General features: G+C 39.8%; 16 protein-coding genes and 1 riboswitch. Of the genes, 4 read left to right on the plus strand and 12 right to left on the minus strand.

Annotated elements, in window-relative coordinates:
* Window positions 1-210: 210 nt before the first annotated feature.
* The 5 genes from PQ578_RS18280 to PQ578_RS18300 all read right to left on the minus strand — a co-directional run bounded on the left by PQ578_RS18280 (window position 211) and on the right by PQ578_RS18300 (window position 3690).
* Window positions 211-843 carry a response regulator gene (locus tag PQ578_RS18280; RefSeq protein WP_273835871.1) on the minus strand — a complete coding sequence of 211 codons (633 nt, stop codon included), beginning with the start codon at window positions 841-843 and terminating at the stop codon, window positions 211-213.
* A complete protein-coding gene (locus PQ578_RS18285) occupies window positions 836-1867 on the minus strand; it encodes a sensor histidine kinase (protein WP_273835873.1) in 1032 nt (343 codons plus the stop codon). The genes PQ578_RS18280 and PQ578_RS18285 overlap by 8 nt, the downstream gene beginning before the upstream one ends.
* Complete coding sequence (gene liaF, locus PQ578_RS18290) at window positions 1864-2589, minus strand: cell wall-active antibiotics response protein LiaF (protein ID WP_273835874.1); 726 nt, start codon at window positions 2587-2589, stop codon at window positions 1864-1866. The genes PQ578_RS18285 and liaF overlap by 4 nt, the downstream gene beginning before the upstream one ends.
* 107 nt (window positions 2590-2696) lie before the next feature.
* On the minus strand, window positions 2697-3335 hold the full coding sequence (locus PQ578_RS18295) for a PspA/IM30 family protein (protein WP_273835875.1): 639 nt from the start codon (window positions 3333-3335) through the stop codon (window positions 2697-2699).
* Window positions 3336-3357: 22 nt separating this feature from the next.
* On the minus strand, window positions 3358-3690 hold the full coding sequence (locus PQ578_RS18300) for a lmo0954 family membrane protein (protein WP_273835876.1): 333 nt from the start codon (window positions 3688-3690) through the stop codon (window positions 3358-3360).
* Between the two features lie 195 nt (window positions 3691-3885).
* Between PQ578_RS18300 and ytzI the strand changes: the two genes are divergently transcribed.
* Together ytzI and PQ578_RS18310 are read left to right on the plus strand one after the other, a co-directional pair.
* Window positions 3886-4059, plus strand: a complete 174-nt coding sequence (gene ytzI / locus PQ578_RS18305; protein WP_224883612.1) for a YtzI protein — start codon at window positions 3886-3888, stop codon at window positions 4057-4059.
* Window positions 4037-4228: a YwbE family protein gene (locus PQ578_RS18310; protein ID WP_224883613.1), complete on the plus strand. Its 192-nt coding sequence runs from the start codon at window positions 4037-4039 to the stop codon at window positions 4226-4228. Before ytzI ends, PQ578_RS18310 begins: the two co-directional genes overlap by 23 nt.
* 47 nt (window positions 4229-4275) lie before the next feature.
* Here the strand turns inward: PQ578_RS18310 and PQ578_RS18315 are convergent, their stop codons facing one another.
* The gene (locus PQ578_RS18315) at window positions 4276-5178 is read right to left on the minus strand and encodes an amidase (protein ID WP_273835877.1); all 903 of its coding nucleotides are present in this window, start codon (window positions 5176-5178) and stop codon (window positions 4276-4278) included.
* Between the two features lie 38 nt (window positions 5179-5216).
* A riboswitch (cyclic di-GMP riboswitch) is annotated at window positions 5217-5303 on the minus strand.
* Window positions 5304-5434: 131 nt separating this feature from the next.
* The gene (locus PQ578_RS18320) at window positions 5435-7540 is read right to left on the minus strand and encodes a HelD family protein (RefSeq protein WP_273835879.1); all 2106 of its coding nucleotides are present in this window, start codon (window positions 7538-7540) and stop codon (window positions 5435-5437) included.
* A 219-nt stretch (window positions 7541-7759) separates the two neighbouring features.
* Here PQ578_RS18320 and PQ578_RS18325 point away from each other — a divergent pair, with 219 nt between their 5' ends.
* The gene (locus PQ578_RS18325; RefSeq protein ID WP_273836021.1) at window positions 7760-9103 is read left to right on the plus strand and encodes a globin family protein; all 1344 of its coding nucleotides are present in this window, start codon (window positions 7760-7762) and stop codon (window positions 9101-9103) included.
* Between the two features lie 73 nt (window positions 9104-9176).
* Here the strand turns inward: PQ578_RS18325 and PQ578_RS18330 are convergent, their stop codons facing one another.
* The 5 genes from PQ578_RS18330 to PQ578_RS18350 all read right to left on the minus strand — a co-directional run bounded on the left by PQ578_RS18330 (window position 9177) and on the right by PQ578_RS18350 (window position 14860).
* Window positions 9177-9599 (minus strand): AhpC/TSA family protein, encoded by a 423-nt coding sequence (locus tag PQ578_RS18330; RefSeq protein WP_337958029.1) that lies wholly within the window; start codon window positions 9597-9599, stop codon window positions 9177-9179.
* A 158-nt stretch (window positions 9600-9757) separates the two neighbouring features.
* Entirely contained in the window at window positions 9758-10369 is a 612-nt protein-coding gene (locus PQ578_RS18335) for a DedA family protein (protein ID WP_273835881.1), read from the minus strand.
* A gap of 231 nt (window positions 10370-10600) precedes the next feature.
* Entirely contained in the window at window positions 10601-11926 is a 1326-nt protein-coding gene (locus tag PQ578_RS18340; RefSeq protein ID WP_273835884.1) for an aspartate aminotransferase family protein, read from the minus strand.
* 32 nt (window positions 11927-11958) lie between these two features.
* Window positions 11959-13356 (minus strand): YjiH family protein, encoded by a 1398-nt coding sequence (locus PQ578_RS18345; protein WP_224883619.1) that lies wholly within the window; start codon window positions 13354-13356, stop codon window positions 11959-11961.
* A gap of 118 nt (window positions 13357-13474) precedes the next feature.
* The gene (locus PQ578_RS18350) at window positions 13475-14860 is read right to left on the minus strand and encodes a sigma-54 interaction domain-containing protein (RefSeq protein WP_273836022.1); all 1386 of its coding nucleotides are present in this window, start codon (window positions 14858-14860) and stop codon (window positions 13475-13477) included.
* A 193-nt stretch (window positions 14861-15053) separates the two neighbouring features.
* Between PQ578_RS18350 and PQ578_RS18355 the strand changes: the two genes are divergently transcribed.
* A complete protein-coding gene (locus PQ578_RS18355; RefSeq protein ID WP_273835885.1) occupies window positions 15054-15770 on the plus strand; it encodes a 3-ketoacyl-ACP reductase in 717 nt (238 codons plus the stop codon).
* Window positions 15771-15783: the final 13 nt, after the last annotated feature.

Consider the following 15783-nt stretch of genomic DNA (forward strand, 5'->3'; position numbering starts at 1 on the left):
CGGGATTATAATAGGGATTTAATGCTTTGTAAACAACCTAAACCTAAGATTTTTAATTGAAGCGGTTACAATGGATAAATAGGCTTTTAGTACTATTATATCAACTTATTTCGACAGTGATATACAAGAATTTTCTTAATTTTCGGTGCTGATGGTTTGTTTTTTGCATCAAAAAAAGCAAAAACGCTTTCTGTTTTTGCTTTCTTATCATCAATTCACAAGGTTATGTTTAAATGCGTAAATAACAGCCTGAGTTCGATCCTGGACCTCAAGTTTACCAAGGATATTACTTACATGAACTTTCACGGTTTTAAGAGCAATAAAACATTCATCTGCGATTGTTTGGTTTGCTTTACCCTGGGCCATTAATAAGAGTATTTCCATTTCTCTTTCCGTTAACTCTTCATGAGGTAGCGTTTGAACCCGGTTACGCATGCGTGACATCATCTTCCCAGTCACTTCAGGTTCAAGTACAGATTCTCCATGATAGGTTTTTCGAACGGCATTCGCAATTTCCACAGCTTTTGAAGTTTTTAGCATGTAACTTGTAGCCCCAGCTTCAAGTGCCGGATACACTTTCTCATCATCAATGAAGCTCGTGACAATAATAATCTTTGCTTCAGGCCAATCTGCAATAATGTGCTTCGTTGCTTCAATACCATCCATCTCTTCCATTACAAGGTCCATGAGAATAATATCTGGCCGAAGTGAAAGAGCCAGTTCTACCCCTTTCTTTCCATTGTCTGCTTCTCCAACAACGGTAATATCTGCTTGAGCTGACAAATAAGACGATACTCCGATTCGCACCATTTCATGATCATCAACAAACAACACCTTAATCATTTCGTTCCCCCCCAACGTGTGGTACGCTCACCTCTAGTCTTGTCCCCTTTTGTGGCAAGCTGACTAACTTAAGAACGCCTCCAATTTCTAATGCTCGTTCATGCATATTTTGTAGACCATATGAGGTAACTTTCTTCTCATCCATCTTAAATCCAATACCATCATCAACAATTCTTAAAATTGTTCGCCCCTCACGCCGAATAAGAAGAACATCAAGTGTTGATGCTTTCGCATGTCGCAACGTGTTGGAAACACATTCTTGTAAAATACGAAAGAGGTGGTCTTCTACACCTTTATCTAGTTCGAGAGCTTCAAGTTTCCAACTCACATCAATTGGAACCTTTTGTGACAATTCGTTTAGAAGTTCCTTTATTCCTTCTTCAAGGGAACGATCCTTTAAAGCGGCTGGTCTAAGATGAAGTAAAAGAGCGCGCATTTCTAACTGAGATTGATGAATGGTTTCCTCGACCATTTTAAGATGCTTTGTTTCTAAATCATCCGCTTCCTCACGCGTCTCTGTGATTGAACTCATGAGCATTGAAGCAGCGAAAAGCTGTTGGCTAACTGAGTCGTGTAATTCTCTCGCAAGACGATTCCGCTCTTCTGACACAACTTGTTGGACACGCTTCTCATGATCTTCTGCTTTTTCATTCGCTAGCTTTTGAGCTAATCTCACCTGCTCATTTATCCGATTTTGCAGTTTGCTAATCTGTTCAAAAACGCCATTTAGAACTGTGCTGTTTCTATTATGTATCGTGCGTCCTTTATCCAGTTCTTGAAGCGTATCAGCCACATATTGAAGCTCTTTACTAACGTAAAATCCTGATATTCCTCCAGCAACTCCTCCAAGTATAATTGTCATAATTGGAACGATTAACCCAAACGGTAAATCCATTAAATCTTTTTCAAATAATAGAGAGAAGGAGGCGATTGGATAGACGGATAAGTAAGAGACAGTGAAGAGGAAAAGCAGCAAGAGAGAGAGCAACGCACCAATGAACATATGACGCTGTATCACACTCATACGCGCTTCACCTCTAAATCCCCTGCAAACATGGAGGTTACAAGCTTCACTTTCTCAGAAGCTTCCTCATAGCCTTTCGTCTTGTAAGAAAGGACTTGATTGAACATGCCAGGCTCTTCATGCTCAAATAGTGTGGCAGATCCGAGCATAGAAGAATGCTGAATACTAACTTCAAGCTCGTACGGAACAAGAATTTGAATTTTGCCCACGATGTTACGAATCATAATAATCGATTCGCCCTTCGGAAGGACCGTATAGCTTAAGTCAATAACCGTTTCTCCAAAGCCAGCCTGGATATTCACATCATTCCATTCATACACATGTTCATGTGTCCTTTGTTTTCCTACCCATCTGTTTTGAAAAATCGTCTCATGTTGCACAAGATCTTCTTCCATCTGCTCTGGCTTTTCTAATACGGGACGGATTTTCTTAGGTTTTTGTTTTGACTGATAGAGTTGAAACCCAAGATATACTAACAATACGAGTAGAAAAAATTTAACAACAACCATGTTCATAATGGTTGTAACAAAAAAGAAAATACCGCCTCCCATAAACACCTTTCCGGAAGTTCGTGGCAAACGCTTTCTTCCCATGTAAATCAATACACCGGAAACGATTAACAAGAATAGAAGGCCACCATTTAAAGAAACTTCTAGTAATATTAGAATGACTCCAATAATAAGAAGCCCTTTAACAGTGTCGCTATTTAAATTTCTCCACATCGGTGTCCCTCCATTCCTAAATCCATTTATCTGATTATTCTTGAATCGCTCATGACCAAAAGAGGCGCATGCGCCTCTTTTAGAATACCATTATTCCTCTGATTGTTTTAATGAGTTTCTTGCTTTTTGGTCTTTTTTTCTAAATCATGAAATTTCATATCCATGCTCGAAACATAATAATCTCGATTCACCTTTTTCTCAAGTCTTTCAATATACTTTTCCATCTCATCAAAGCGATGGAATGGTTGGTTGTGATGATGACGCTCTTCAAGAATCACGTCCATTTTGTGATGGGCTCTTACGATATTTTCTCTCCCCATCAACTCCATTCTCTTGAGTGACATATCTTTCAGCTTATGCTTCATCTTCTCATGTTTTTGTTCAAGGTGCTTCAACTCAAGTCCTGCTTCATCTACTAATTGAGATAACCGATCTGCTCTTTCTTCATACTGAACTTCCTCTTGTTTAGCAAATTCGTATAAATCCGTTTCACCAGCTTCACTCGCTAGAACAGTTTGTCCCGCACGTTTCTCTGCATTTCTTCTCGCTTTAACAAGTTCTCTTCTAAACTCATCTAGAAGTGCCGACTGTCGTTCAACGAGTTTCCCCGCCTTCTCCACTTCCTGTTCGCACTGTCTGAGATAGTGATTTAACAAAGAGAGTGGATTTTTTTGTTCTTTCTGGTCCAGCATATTATGAAAATCAGCTTCGATTGAATGTTTGATGCGGGTTAGTAAATTCGCCATATCATTTTCTCTCCTTTTTATTTTAGCTTCGTTTAAGTTCATCCCACTGCTTTTCAAAATTAGTGAATGGATCCTCTGACTCTCCCGGCTCATCCCATTTTTTATAAATAACATAGAGAACATAAACCGCTACCAGGCCTAGGATAGCTGGCATATTTGCCACGGCCGTGCTTAAACCGATAATCCCTATAATTCCCCAGATGACTTTTCCAGTTGTTGAGTCTGATTTAAGAAATTTCTTTGCTGCAACGTATAAGATACCTAGACTTATGATCATTCCTACTAGTGAACCAAGGTTTGCTAGTAAAACAATCGCAGCAATGATCCCTAATAATAGTAAACCTGCTTTCTTCATCAAGGTCGCCTCCTTTCATATCCTTATTCTACCTTTTGCCATAAGCTTTCATAATGAGCTAAAGCTATATCTTTGCATAAGCCCTGAGACCTAGTTAAATCATAGATAGTGTCAAGTATAGGTTAAAGCCTGTTCTATCTTAACTAAACGAATCATGGTAAAGTGAAAGCAGATAGCACGGAAAGGAGTTCGGGAATGGTTATTATTACGACCATTATCGTTGTAATCATTATGACGATTGTCATTGCCGCTGCTTTTGGAATGGCTGTATCAAAGGGGTACAGTGTCAAACATACTGTCGATCCGTTGCCAGATGAGCATCGGAAGACAGAGAAAGAGGGGAAACATGAACGGACAGAACCGAAGTAATATCGCGCCTGGAAAAACCGTTGATATCGTCTTGAAACAAGACCAGCGTTCAGGGAAAACAACGCGAGGGATTGTAAAAGATATTTTAACAAAATCTCCAACTCATCCACACGGCATTAAAGTACGTCTTGAAGATGGACAGGTTGGTCGAGTCAAAACCATCTTGTGATAATCGTAAAAAACCCCCCGGAATAAAGTCCGGGGGGTTTCGCATTTCTATGGTTTTAACGCCATCCAACTATCAAGATAATGTATGGAAAAACCATCTAAAGCCGTTGAATTCTCGTAAGCTGTTTTTACTTTGAGAAGCTCATCATTCATGATCGCTTCTCCTTCTTCAAAAAATGAGATATACGAAGCTTCTGACGTTTGTCCCGTCTCTACTCCGATGGAGACTTTTTTATGATGCTCTTCAGCAAATGCGATTTCATTACGAACAAGCGCAATAATTCCATTGCCTCCATCTGCACAATCTCGGTAAGCCATTAATGTTATTACATCTGCTGTCTGAATAATCCATTCAGCTAAATTTCCAGATCCATAACGATTTTGATAAGATTGCTCGTCAAACCAGAACGGTGTGTCGACTCCGAACAAGATACTCATGCTCCCCGCTCGTGCTTTTGCATTTAATAACCGATCCTGATAAAAAGCGATTGTGTCTTGATAATTATTCGTCCATCCTGAATGGAGATAAGGCTCAATATCAAGATGAACACCACTAAATTTCTGGTACTCTGCTGCATTCGCTTGATACGCTTCTAGCCAGTTAAATAAGTTACTTTGATACGTAGCTCCTTTAATGGTTGCCCAGTTTGGCGCTCCATCAAGCGCATGAACACGTATCCCTTTAGCTGTCGCTTTTTCAATAAATGAGCGATAGGAAGATTGTGCGATTGAGCGGTTGATTTGTAAGTAGGCGTCACTTACTTGTTTCTCTTCCATAAATTGAAGAACTTCTACTGGTTTTGTTTCAATATCCCTTGTATTCCAAATCCATGTAGCAAGAGCTTGATCCATTTCGCTCGCCTCGGCTTTCCCTTCAGGCAGTGCAACTGACTGTACAACATAGGCCAGTATAAAAAAGAGAATAACGCTAGCAACAGATAAATTCCTCACATGTGTGCTCTCCTTTTTTCTGAACCAAGAGCTCAACCCCTGGCAGTCTGGCAGCCATTCGCATTAATGCGGGCAGGCCCATAACTTTGCGTCCCTACCTTTCAATAGGTTTGCCTTTTTCAGTTTTATCTTCCAACTACTTTTATTATCGGTAGAGAGATCGTGAGAGTTTAGCTAAATTTTATCGTATATTAAATCATACTGTGCATCTAATTCTTCAAGAATGCCGCCTCTTATTTCTTAAACAAACGTTTGATTAACTTGGTAACAGCTTTGAAGGAACCTCTGTATAAAACAATTTGAGCTCGTGCAATGCTCGCGTACAACCCACATATAAAAGTTTTGCATCTTCCACATTGGATCCGTAATTTCCTTTATTCGCATTTGCTATGATAACCCCATCGAATTCTAAACCCTTCGTTAGATAGATCGGTACTATGGAAATGTCGCCTTCATATGAGCGATCTTCTTTTGTAAGAAGATTGACATCTTTCTCGTTAGCAAACTTTTGATACAACTGATCACATTCTTCTTCAGTTCTTCCAACAATGGCAATCGTTTTCATCCCTCGACTTTTCATTTCCTGAGCTGTTTCAAACAAGCGGTCGAATAAACTTTCTTTCTCTATTTTACGAACGGTAACACTCTCTCCACTACGAAATACAGGGACTGCAGGTTGAACAGGTATGTTAGCATGCGCAATAATTTCATTGGCAAATTCAATAATTTCTAATGTAGAGCGATAGCTTTGTTCTAGTTCAATATACAGCTCGTTTTTCTGAAAGATGTCTTTGAATTCCTGCCATTGATGAATCCCTTTATAGGCATGAATACCCTGAGATAGATCGCCTAGGATCGTAAATGATTGCGATCGATTCACTTCCATCAACAAAGCTAATTGAAAAGGAGAAAAGTCCTGTGCCTCATCTATCACGATATGCTGAAAAACATCGTCTTTATGAACACCATTCAACTTAAATTGAATATAGAGGAGAGGAGCAAGGTCAGATGGGGATACGTTCTTCTTTTTTAATAGCTTAGATGTTCCTAATATTATTCCTTCATCTACTAGTTGCGTTCGTTCGGTTTTAGGAACATACTCTGGAGGATTTGCCTGAAACAATGCCTTATAAAAAGAAAGCGCTGTTTGCTTCGGCCATTTTTTAAAATATAGGTTTAGCTGTGTATTCGCAACTTTACGGTACTCTTTTTGTAAATGACTCCCTTCAATTGCCTTAACCTCATCTTTAATCCAGACTTTAAAACGATTCATGATCATATCACGCTTTCGTCCAACAGGATATGCGGAGAGATCTTCTAGCCACTGCTGAATTTTAACTTCAGGCAGCTTACTTCCTTCAAATGGAATGAAGTCTCCTTCTGGTTCCACGGATTGGCTATAATAGAAAAGAGCTTTATCGATCCAATCTTTAAAGAGAGTCGAACCTTTCACTCTCCCCCCAGCTAAGTTCATATCTGGCCGTTCCCTCGCAAACCATTTTTGAAGGTCGTCTTCTGTAGCATCTAATTTCACTTTTTCCTCAATCATGCTTAATGTCCAATCAGTAAAAGTCGATTGTTGAATTCCTCCTACCCCTAACTCAGGAAGAACACCAGAAATATAGTCAAGAAACATTCGGTTCGGTGCAAAAATAATCATTCTTCCTGCTTGTATCGTATCTCGATACTCGTACAACAAGTAAGCTAACCGATGCAAGGCAACAGTTGTTTTCCCGCTTCCTGCTGCACCTTGAATGATTAAGGGCGTCGATCGTTCTGCACGAATAATATCATTTTGTTTTGCTTGTATTGTAGAAACAATGTCGCGAAGGCGATTGTCTTTATTTTCACTGAGGCGATAGAGTAGAAACTCATCTGATCCACTTAAATCATCGCTTCCTTCTACATAAGTGTCCACCACTCGCTGAAGTTCTTTATCTCGAATCACAATGTTTCTTTTTAGTTCGATATTCCCCTCAATCATGCCATCTGGAGACAAATAATAAACATCCTCTTCTGGACCAGTAAAGGCATAGAACATACTTGCAAGAGGCGCTCGCCAATCAATGACTAGAGAATCCTGTGAATCACCATCTGCTACGCCAACCTTCCCAATGTAGTAGGCGCGTGATGCCTTCTCATCTTCTTGAAAATCCATTCTCGCAAAATACGGTTCTTTAGCAGCGATAGCAAGTGATTGACGATTTTCCTCACGAATGCTTTCAAGAGCCTGTTCAGTTACATTATCACCTGAATACCGGGGATACCCTTCCAATGTTTTTTGTTGTTTTGTAATCTCGGCAGCAATTTGATCGAGTTGCTGCTTCTCTTTTCGATAGGCACTTTGATTCTTATGATCCAAGATCAGTTACCTCCTTCTGAGATTTGCCTTTAACTGAGACAGAAGTTTAATACTACCATAAGTGCAGTTTATCTACCAATTTATTTTTGGAAAATTTAAAAATATGACCTTTTCTAAAAAATATTTCTTAAAATGATCCAAACTCTTTTTCACTTCGTTAGCTGTATGTAATCAAAATAAACGGTAAAAAAAACGAGGAGCGTGAAGAAAAAAATGAACATGAAAAAAGCATTTAAAAAATTAATGGTTCCGGCTCTAGGGCTAACCCTATTGTTTCCAACAGTTGCAGGTGCAGCTGACCCAGAACCAACAGTAAGCACACCAGCTGCCGATCTACGAGCCACACTTGATCAACTCTTATCCGAACATTTTGTACTAGCTGTTACGTCCATGACCAAATCGTATGATGGCACTGAGGATGCTGAAGAAGTGACAGAAGCACTCGACCAAAACGCAGCTGACATGACACCAGCGATCGCATCTGTTTATGGCGATGAAGCCGCGCAACAATTTGAGGACATTTTTAGAGGGCACAATGATTATTCCACAGATTTCGTAAAAGCGGCAACAGAAGATGATGCAGAACTTCGAAAAGAAGCTGAGAAAGAAGTCGATGAATTTGTTGATGAATTCTCCACTTTCCTTGATACAGCAACTGAAGGAAATCTTCCAAAAGACGCTGCTGAAGATGTTTTAGAAGTCCATGAAGAGCAAGTTTTAACAACATTTGATGAGTATACAGAAGGAAATTACGAACAAGCTTATACCACATTCCGAGAAGGACATAAGCATATGTTTGCAATTAGTAAAGCATTATCGAATGCGATCGTAACGCAGATGCCTGATAAATTCGAAAACACGAAAGCTGATACACCAGCTGCCGATTTGCGATCAACGCTAAACAGTTTGGCGTCTGAACACTTTGCTCTTTCTTCCCTTGGCCTTGAAAAAGGGTATGATCAATCAGAAGACTATGACTTCGTAAACTGGGCAGAAGACAGAAACACCGCTGACTTTAAAGCTGCAATCGGTTCTATCTACGGAGATGAGGGTGCAGCTCAGTTTGAAACAATCTGGCAGGAAGATCATATCGCTGCACAAGCAGATCTTGTCGTTGCCTCTCTTTCTGAAGACGAAGAAGCGATGAAATTGGCAAAAGAACGTCTATTAACAACTTTCCCTGAAAATTTCGGTGCTTTCCTTGGAACAGCAACAGAAGAAAACCTTCCGACTGATGCTGCAACTAAAGCACTTATGGCTCATGAAAAACAAGTTGTCGGATCTTTTGAATCCTATATGTCTGGTGATTTTAAAGCTTCTACAGATCAATTCCGTGAAGGGTATGCGTTCATGTTTGGTGTAGGTGAATCTCTAGGCGGTGCGATTGTGAAACAAATGCCAGATAAGTTCGCTGGAGAAGCCATGCCTGGCGATATGCCAAAAACGGGTATGGGTGGTGCAAGTGAGCAGTCATCTGACCTAACAGCTCTTTGGATTACAGTAGGTTCCCTCGCTGTAGCTGGAACAGCATTTGCTATTCGTAGAAAAGTCGTGAATCAGTAATCCACCTATCATATTCCACCTAAAATAAATTGATACGTAAAAATCGCTTCTAACATTGTTAGAAGCGATTTTGCTATGCGTTATGCTTTTTTAACACATCAATGACAGCATCGATTTTTGCATGATCCTCCGGTGACTGATCAATATGATGCCAAATTAACTTCCCGCTATCATCATAAATCCATGTCCCACCTTGTATATAAACATCTTGAGTTTTCATTGATTTAAGAACAAAGTCTTTCTTCTTTTGCTCTTTTGGAATAAATCCATCCATCTTACGAGTGATGAACCCAATGGCTGCTTGTCCAAGTAATTTCCACTTTGGCATTGTATGATGCCCCATCCCTCGATAGGCTTCTCTTTTCGGATCACCCGCTATAACAAACGGAAACTCTCCAAAAGCTTCTGTGAACTGACCGATGTATTTGCCATTAGAAGGCGCAATCGCTAAAATCTGAAAGCCTTCCTTCTCAATTTCATTTACGCGCTTACGCAACTGCGTAAGATAAGCTCGACAAACAGGTCAGCCAAGATGACGTACAAATACAACCATTGATTTCTTATGATGTATAAACTCTGCAAGCGTAACATTTTTACTTTCTGGAATTTCAAGTTGATAAGTTAATTGATCCATTAGTAACCTCTCCTTACTTGTCATGACGTTTGATCTGTGTTGATTACCTGTTTCTTGTGTTCAATTTTACACCTTTTTTGATAGTAGTGATACCCAATTAATCCAATAACTGCCACGAATAAGATTAAGAAGACGTATTTCTGAATACTTCCAAAAATGGCTTGGACTGATTTGATATTTCCATTCTTTCCGATCCATAACATCGCAATTGTCCAAGGGAAGATCCCCACAAATGTAAGTACGGCAAATACCCATGCCTTTACTTTACTCATACCAGATACGTAGGACACATAATTCCCAACACCAAGCGGGCGTGTAATCGCAATACTCCATGATCCACACTTTCTAAACCACTTTTGTACACGTTCTACTTTCTTCTTCTTAAGCTTTTTCTCTACTTTATCCTTAACTTTCAAACCGATCCCATAAGGAATAAAACTAAAAATGGTATAGATCACGCTTGTCAGAAATGCAAAACCCACCATTTCAATAATGGAAGCATTTAATAAGTAACCATACGTTAACGTCATCATACCACCAGGAAAAGGTAAAGATGACGCTTCAAGCGCATTGCTAATTAAAAGACCCCAGATGCCAAGCTCTTTCAGGAATTGAATCAGAAATTCCAACATATTGGATCTCCTTTACTCTCTATTTAAAACTATCTATTCAATTCCCTGATCTCCAAGTACGAAACCGAAATATATCTGTTTTAATCTTCCAATCGATTTTCCATCTATATTTCGCGGATATAATAAATATTTCCGCGGAAATGATCAAATCTGCACGAATTTTGTTTAGATACGGGAAAGTTTTATAAAAGTAAAAACCCTATCATTCCTCTTCATGATAGGGTTAACTTATTACGATCCTACAGGGACAGCCTTTTCTTGTTCAAAAACAGTTACAGCTTCCTCAAAAACGCGCAGACCTTCATCCAGCTGTTCTTTTGTAATAATGAGCGGGGGAATCATTCGAATAACTTCCTGATGCTTACCGCAAAGATAAAATAGCACGCCTTTTTCAAGTGATAAGTCTAGAACACGCATCATCCCGTTTCCATCAGGTGCACCTGTTTCAGGATCGACAATTTCGATGCCTATCATTAAGCCTACACCACGCACATCACCAATCACCTGATGCTTTTCCTTTATTAACGCCAGCTTTTCTAAAGCATATTCCCCCATTTCTCTGGAGTTTTGAAGTAATCCTTCCTCTTCAATCACATCAAGAGTTGCAAGCGCTGCTGAACATGCGATTGGATTCCCGCCAAATGTTGTCCCATGTGTCCCCATTGGCCATTGACTCATTAATTCTTTTGAAGCGACAGTAGCACTCAATGGCATTCCAGAAGCAATTCCTTTTGCAACCGCCATAATGTCCGGTGTGACATCAAACGTTTGCGCAGCAAACCAATTCCCTGTACGCCCGAATCCTGTTTGAACCTCATCAAAAATGAGTAACATGCCGTGTCGATCACAAATCTCTCTCACTTTCTGTAGCCATTCTTTCGGAGGAATTAAGTAACCGCCCTCTCCTAGTACCGGCTCCACAATCACACACGCAACTTCCTCAGGAGTAACCTGATGATCAAAAAGACGCTCAAAATCCTTCTCAAGTTCTTTCACACAATAGTCTTCAATGCTTTGATCTTCGGGACAACTAGCAGTATCAGCATATGGAATTTGATACGTTAGTCCATTCGGTTGCAAAAACTTTCGATACTTGCTTTTTGATGTACTCACACCAAGCGCTCCCAGCGATCGACCATGGAAACATCCTGTAAATGAAATAACGTACTGGCGCTTCGTTACATATTTCGCTAACTTCAATGCACCTTCAATGGCCTCAGTACCGCTGTTTGCAAAGAAAAAGCAATCCAAACCTTTTGGCATAATTCCTTGCAGTCGTTCAGCTAGTTGAAGAATGGAGTCATACATAATAACTCCAGATGGTCCGTGCATCAGAGAATCCGCACCATCTTTGATTGCCTGTACCACTTTTGGGTGACGATGTCCTGTATTTGCAACAGCAATCCCAGAAGTAAAATCAAGGTAGGTCTTTCCATCAGCACCATAGTAATAGCATCCTTCTTCTTTCACGACAGGTAAATTAGGATGATCTTTCGCCATACTAGGTGCTAGATAGTCTGACATATTGCTGTATCTCTGTTCAAATGATGTAGACAATGTGATCTCCTCCTTTAAATTTAGGTTATATTTTATAAAAAGAAATGAGCCATAACGACGATAATCGGAAGCGTAATAACTGTACGTTGTAAGAAAATAATCGCTAGTTCAAGAACTGAAATCGGAATCTTAGATTTCACTAGCAAAATACCAATCTCCGACATGTAGATAAGTTGTGTTAACGAAACAGCCGCGATAACAAAACGCGTAAGTTCACTTTCGATACCCGTCCCAATTACAGCAGGTAAAAACATATCTGCAAAACCAACGAGCATGGCTGGAGCTGCAGCTGCTGCTTCAGGAATCTGCATCAGTTCTAGTACAGGGACAATCGGCATTGATAAATAAGTAAAGAACGGAGTGAATTCAGCAATGATCAGTGCAATGGTACCAAGAGCCATCACTAGTGGGATCAAAGCAAAGTAAATATCTAGCACTGTATTCACACCTTGCCCTGCTATATACTTAACACCTTTTACTTCTGAAGCCTTCTCGAGCGCTTTCTGCATTCCCCATTTAAAGCTAGAAACACCTTCTGGAACATCTTCTGAAATCTGTTTTCCTGTCCCTTCATAATACGTGTCCGCTTTACGAGATAGCGGTGGGATTCGAGGACAAACAAATGCAGCAACTAGCCCTGCAACAACAACCGTAAAGTAAAAAGGAATAAACATATCTTCTAAACCAATAAAACTAATCACAACAAGACTGAATGCAATCGAATTGATCGAAAAGTTTGTTGCAATAACAGCCGCTTCTCTTTTTGTATAGTAACCCTCTTCATACTGTTTCGTTGTAATCAATACACCAACGGTTCCCGCCCCCATCCAGGAAGCAAGCGCATCGATGGATGAGCGACCAGGTAATTTAAATAATGGGCGCATCACATGGCGAAGGGCTGTTCCAAAGAAATCCATTAATCCAAATTCCAGTAGGAGTGGCATTAAAAGTCCTGCAAAGAGAAACCATGCTGCAAGAACAGGTACAAGGGAGTACAGCATCGTCCCACCTGAAACATCTGAAATAATAAATTCTGGTCCAAACTTAAATAACGTCATGACCGCAAAGAGCGCTCCTAACAACCTCGTTGCGATCCAGAACCAGTTCACATAGAATAGTTGTTTAAGAAAAGGACGAAGCATGATCGCCTTAGGTTCAAACGCTTTTGTAACAATAGGTATAATAGCAGATAAAATGAGAATAGCAGTCATAAAGCCAGGTAGAATTGGAGCTAGTTTTATTTGAATAGATTCGGCTAGAATTCCTACACCAATGGTCATTTTCCCATTAAAAGGAACAGGGACAAGAAATAGTAAGATACCAATTAGAGAAGGAATGATAAACCACGAATATGCTTTTTTTGAATGAGAAGCATTTACCGATTGACTGGCACTTTCAAGAGAATACGACTTTTCCTGTTTAACTTCCATTTTTCACTCTCCTTCGACAAATTTAATATTAATTCATATTCTTGCATATAAATTAGAAAAGAAGCAAGAGAAATTTTCACTCTTTGCTTCTTTTAACATGCAAGTATTGTGCCACAAGTTATTTTATTCTGTATTTTTTGAGTTTTCTAACTACAGTGGGTTGACTCATTCCTAGCGCCTCAGCTATTTTTGTTGTCGTACGAAAATATCGTCTTGCTTGCTCAAGGCGTTCTTTCTCAACTTTCTCTACCGTTTCTTGTAATGTCTCATTAAAATTATTCATTTCTGAATAACCTTCTGCTGCTTTTTTATATGTAGAAGGCAAATCTTCTTCGTGTATAACGAATGCATCTGAAGTAACAATAAGGCGTTCAATTAAATTCATCAATTCTCGTACATTCCCTCTCCACACATGCTGTGTTAATTCATGGATAACAACTTTATTCAATATCCGCTTTCGTTTGTACGCTTTGCAGAAGTGATCAACAAACGATTGGATAAGAGGAAGGATGTCTTCTTTTCTCTCTCGTAAAGGGGGGATCACTAACGGAACAACATTCAATCGAAAATATAAATCTTCTCGAAACACTTTCTCTCGTACTGCTTGTTCTAAATCTTTATTCGTCGCACTGATGATTCGAAAATCTGAGCTAATCTCCTTTCTGCCTCCTAAACGATAAAAACGTTTTTCTTGTATAAGTTTCAATACCTTCACTTGATTTTGTGGCGAAAGTTCTCCAATCTCATCAAGAAAAAGCGTTCCACTAGCTGCCATTTCAGCAAGACCAATGCGGCCGCCTTTTCTAGCTCCAGTAAATGCGCCATCTTCATATCCGAAAAGCTCCGCTTCAAATAAAGACTCAGGAATTGCTCCACAATTCACTTCAATAAAAGGCGCCTCTCTCCGTTCACTCTTAGAATGAATGTAGCGTGCAAGTTCTGTTTTCCCTACCCCTGATTCACCTAGGAGAAGAACGTTCACATCTACTCCAGCAACCTGCTTTCCAGTAGCCAGTATTTTTCTCATAGAATCACTTCTTGCAATTAATCCTCCATCATCTTGCTGTTGTTTGAGCTGTTCAAGTTCACTTCTAACACGCTCCATCTCAGAAGACATCTCTTCCATTCCAGCCTTAATTTCCATTAATTCCGTGATATCGTGTGAATAACTGACAATCCTTACAAGCTCCCCGCTATCATTGAAAACAGGAAGGCCGGTAACAAGAAGCTTTCTCCCATCAGGACCGGTTTGTACAAACGTGACGCGCTTCTTTTCTTTCACTACTAGCGGCGTTGCTAGTGGTGTAAATAATCCCTCTTTCTCAAGCTCATAAACAGATCTACCCATCAAGTCACTGGCTTTCACGCCATACACCATACCCGTTCCTTCACTAACTTTGACGATAATTCCATTTCGATCTGTTACTAGTATATCGTCTTGTAAAGAATGAAAGATCGCTTTATATTCGTTCCACTCTGTCAAATAAACACCCCACTTATTCATTTTTGAATATTTTTCAGTCATTCTCTTACAAAGTGTCTTATATTCTCGTTAGTTATTATTCATTTTTGAATAATCTTACATTCATATCTTATCATACAAGGCGTTAATTCAAGCAAAATTCTTTTCAGCAATAAAATGAACGACTAGAATATACGATGGAATGGAACTTGAACAGACTTAAGGAGGAATCACCATGGTAGCACTAAAAGGAAAAACGGCGCTCATTACTGGAGCAGCTCGAGGAATTGGTCGTGCAGCAGCGATCGCTCTTGCAAAAGAAGGCGTCAATATTGGACTGATCGCACGTACAGAAGAAACACTTCAAAACGTTGCGAAGGAAATTGAAGCTGAAGGTGTCAAAAGTTCTTACGCAATTGCAGATGTTTCTTCTAATGAAGCAGTGACAACAGCAGTTGCTAAGATTAAAGACGAGCTTGGTGAGACCGACATTCTTATTAATAATGCCGGTATAGCAAAATTTGGGGGCTTCATGGATCTTGAAATTGCAGAATGGGAAAAAATCATTCAGGTTAATTTACTGGGTGCATATTATGTCACTCGGGCTGTACTGCCAGACATGATCGAACGGCAATCAGGAGATATTATCAATATTTCTTCTACAGCAGGACAAAAAGGTGCCCCAGTAACAAGCGCCTATAGCGCTTCTAAATTTGGATTAATGGGACTAACTGAATCACTTGCTCAAGAAGTTCGCAAGCATGATATTCGTGTTAGTGCACTAACACCAAGTACCGTTTCCACTGATCTTGCAGTAGAGAATAACTTAACAGATGGACAGCAGGACAACATGCTCCAGCCAGAAGATATGGCCGAATTTATCGTTGCCCAATTGAAGATGAACAAGCGTGTTTTCATTAAGACAGCAGGTTTGTGGACAACAAACCCATAAACGGATATTCGCC

It is taken from the genome of Guptibacillus sedimenti (assembly GCF_028610665.1).
GTDB classification, from domain to species: domain Bacteria; phylum Bacillota; class Bacilli; order Bacillales; family Guptibacillaceae; genus Guptibacillus; species Guptibacillus sedimenti.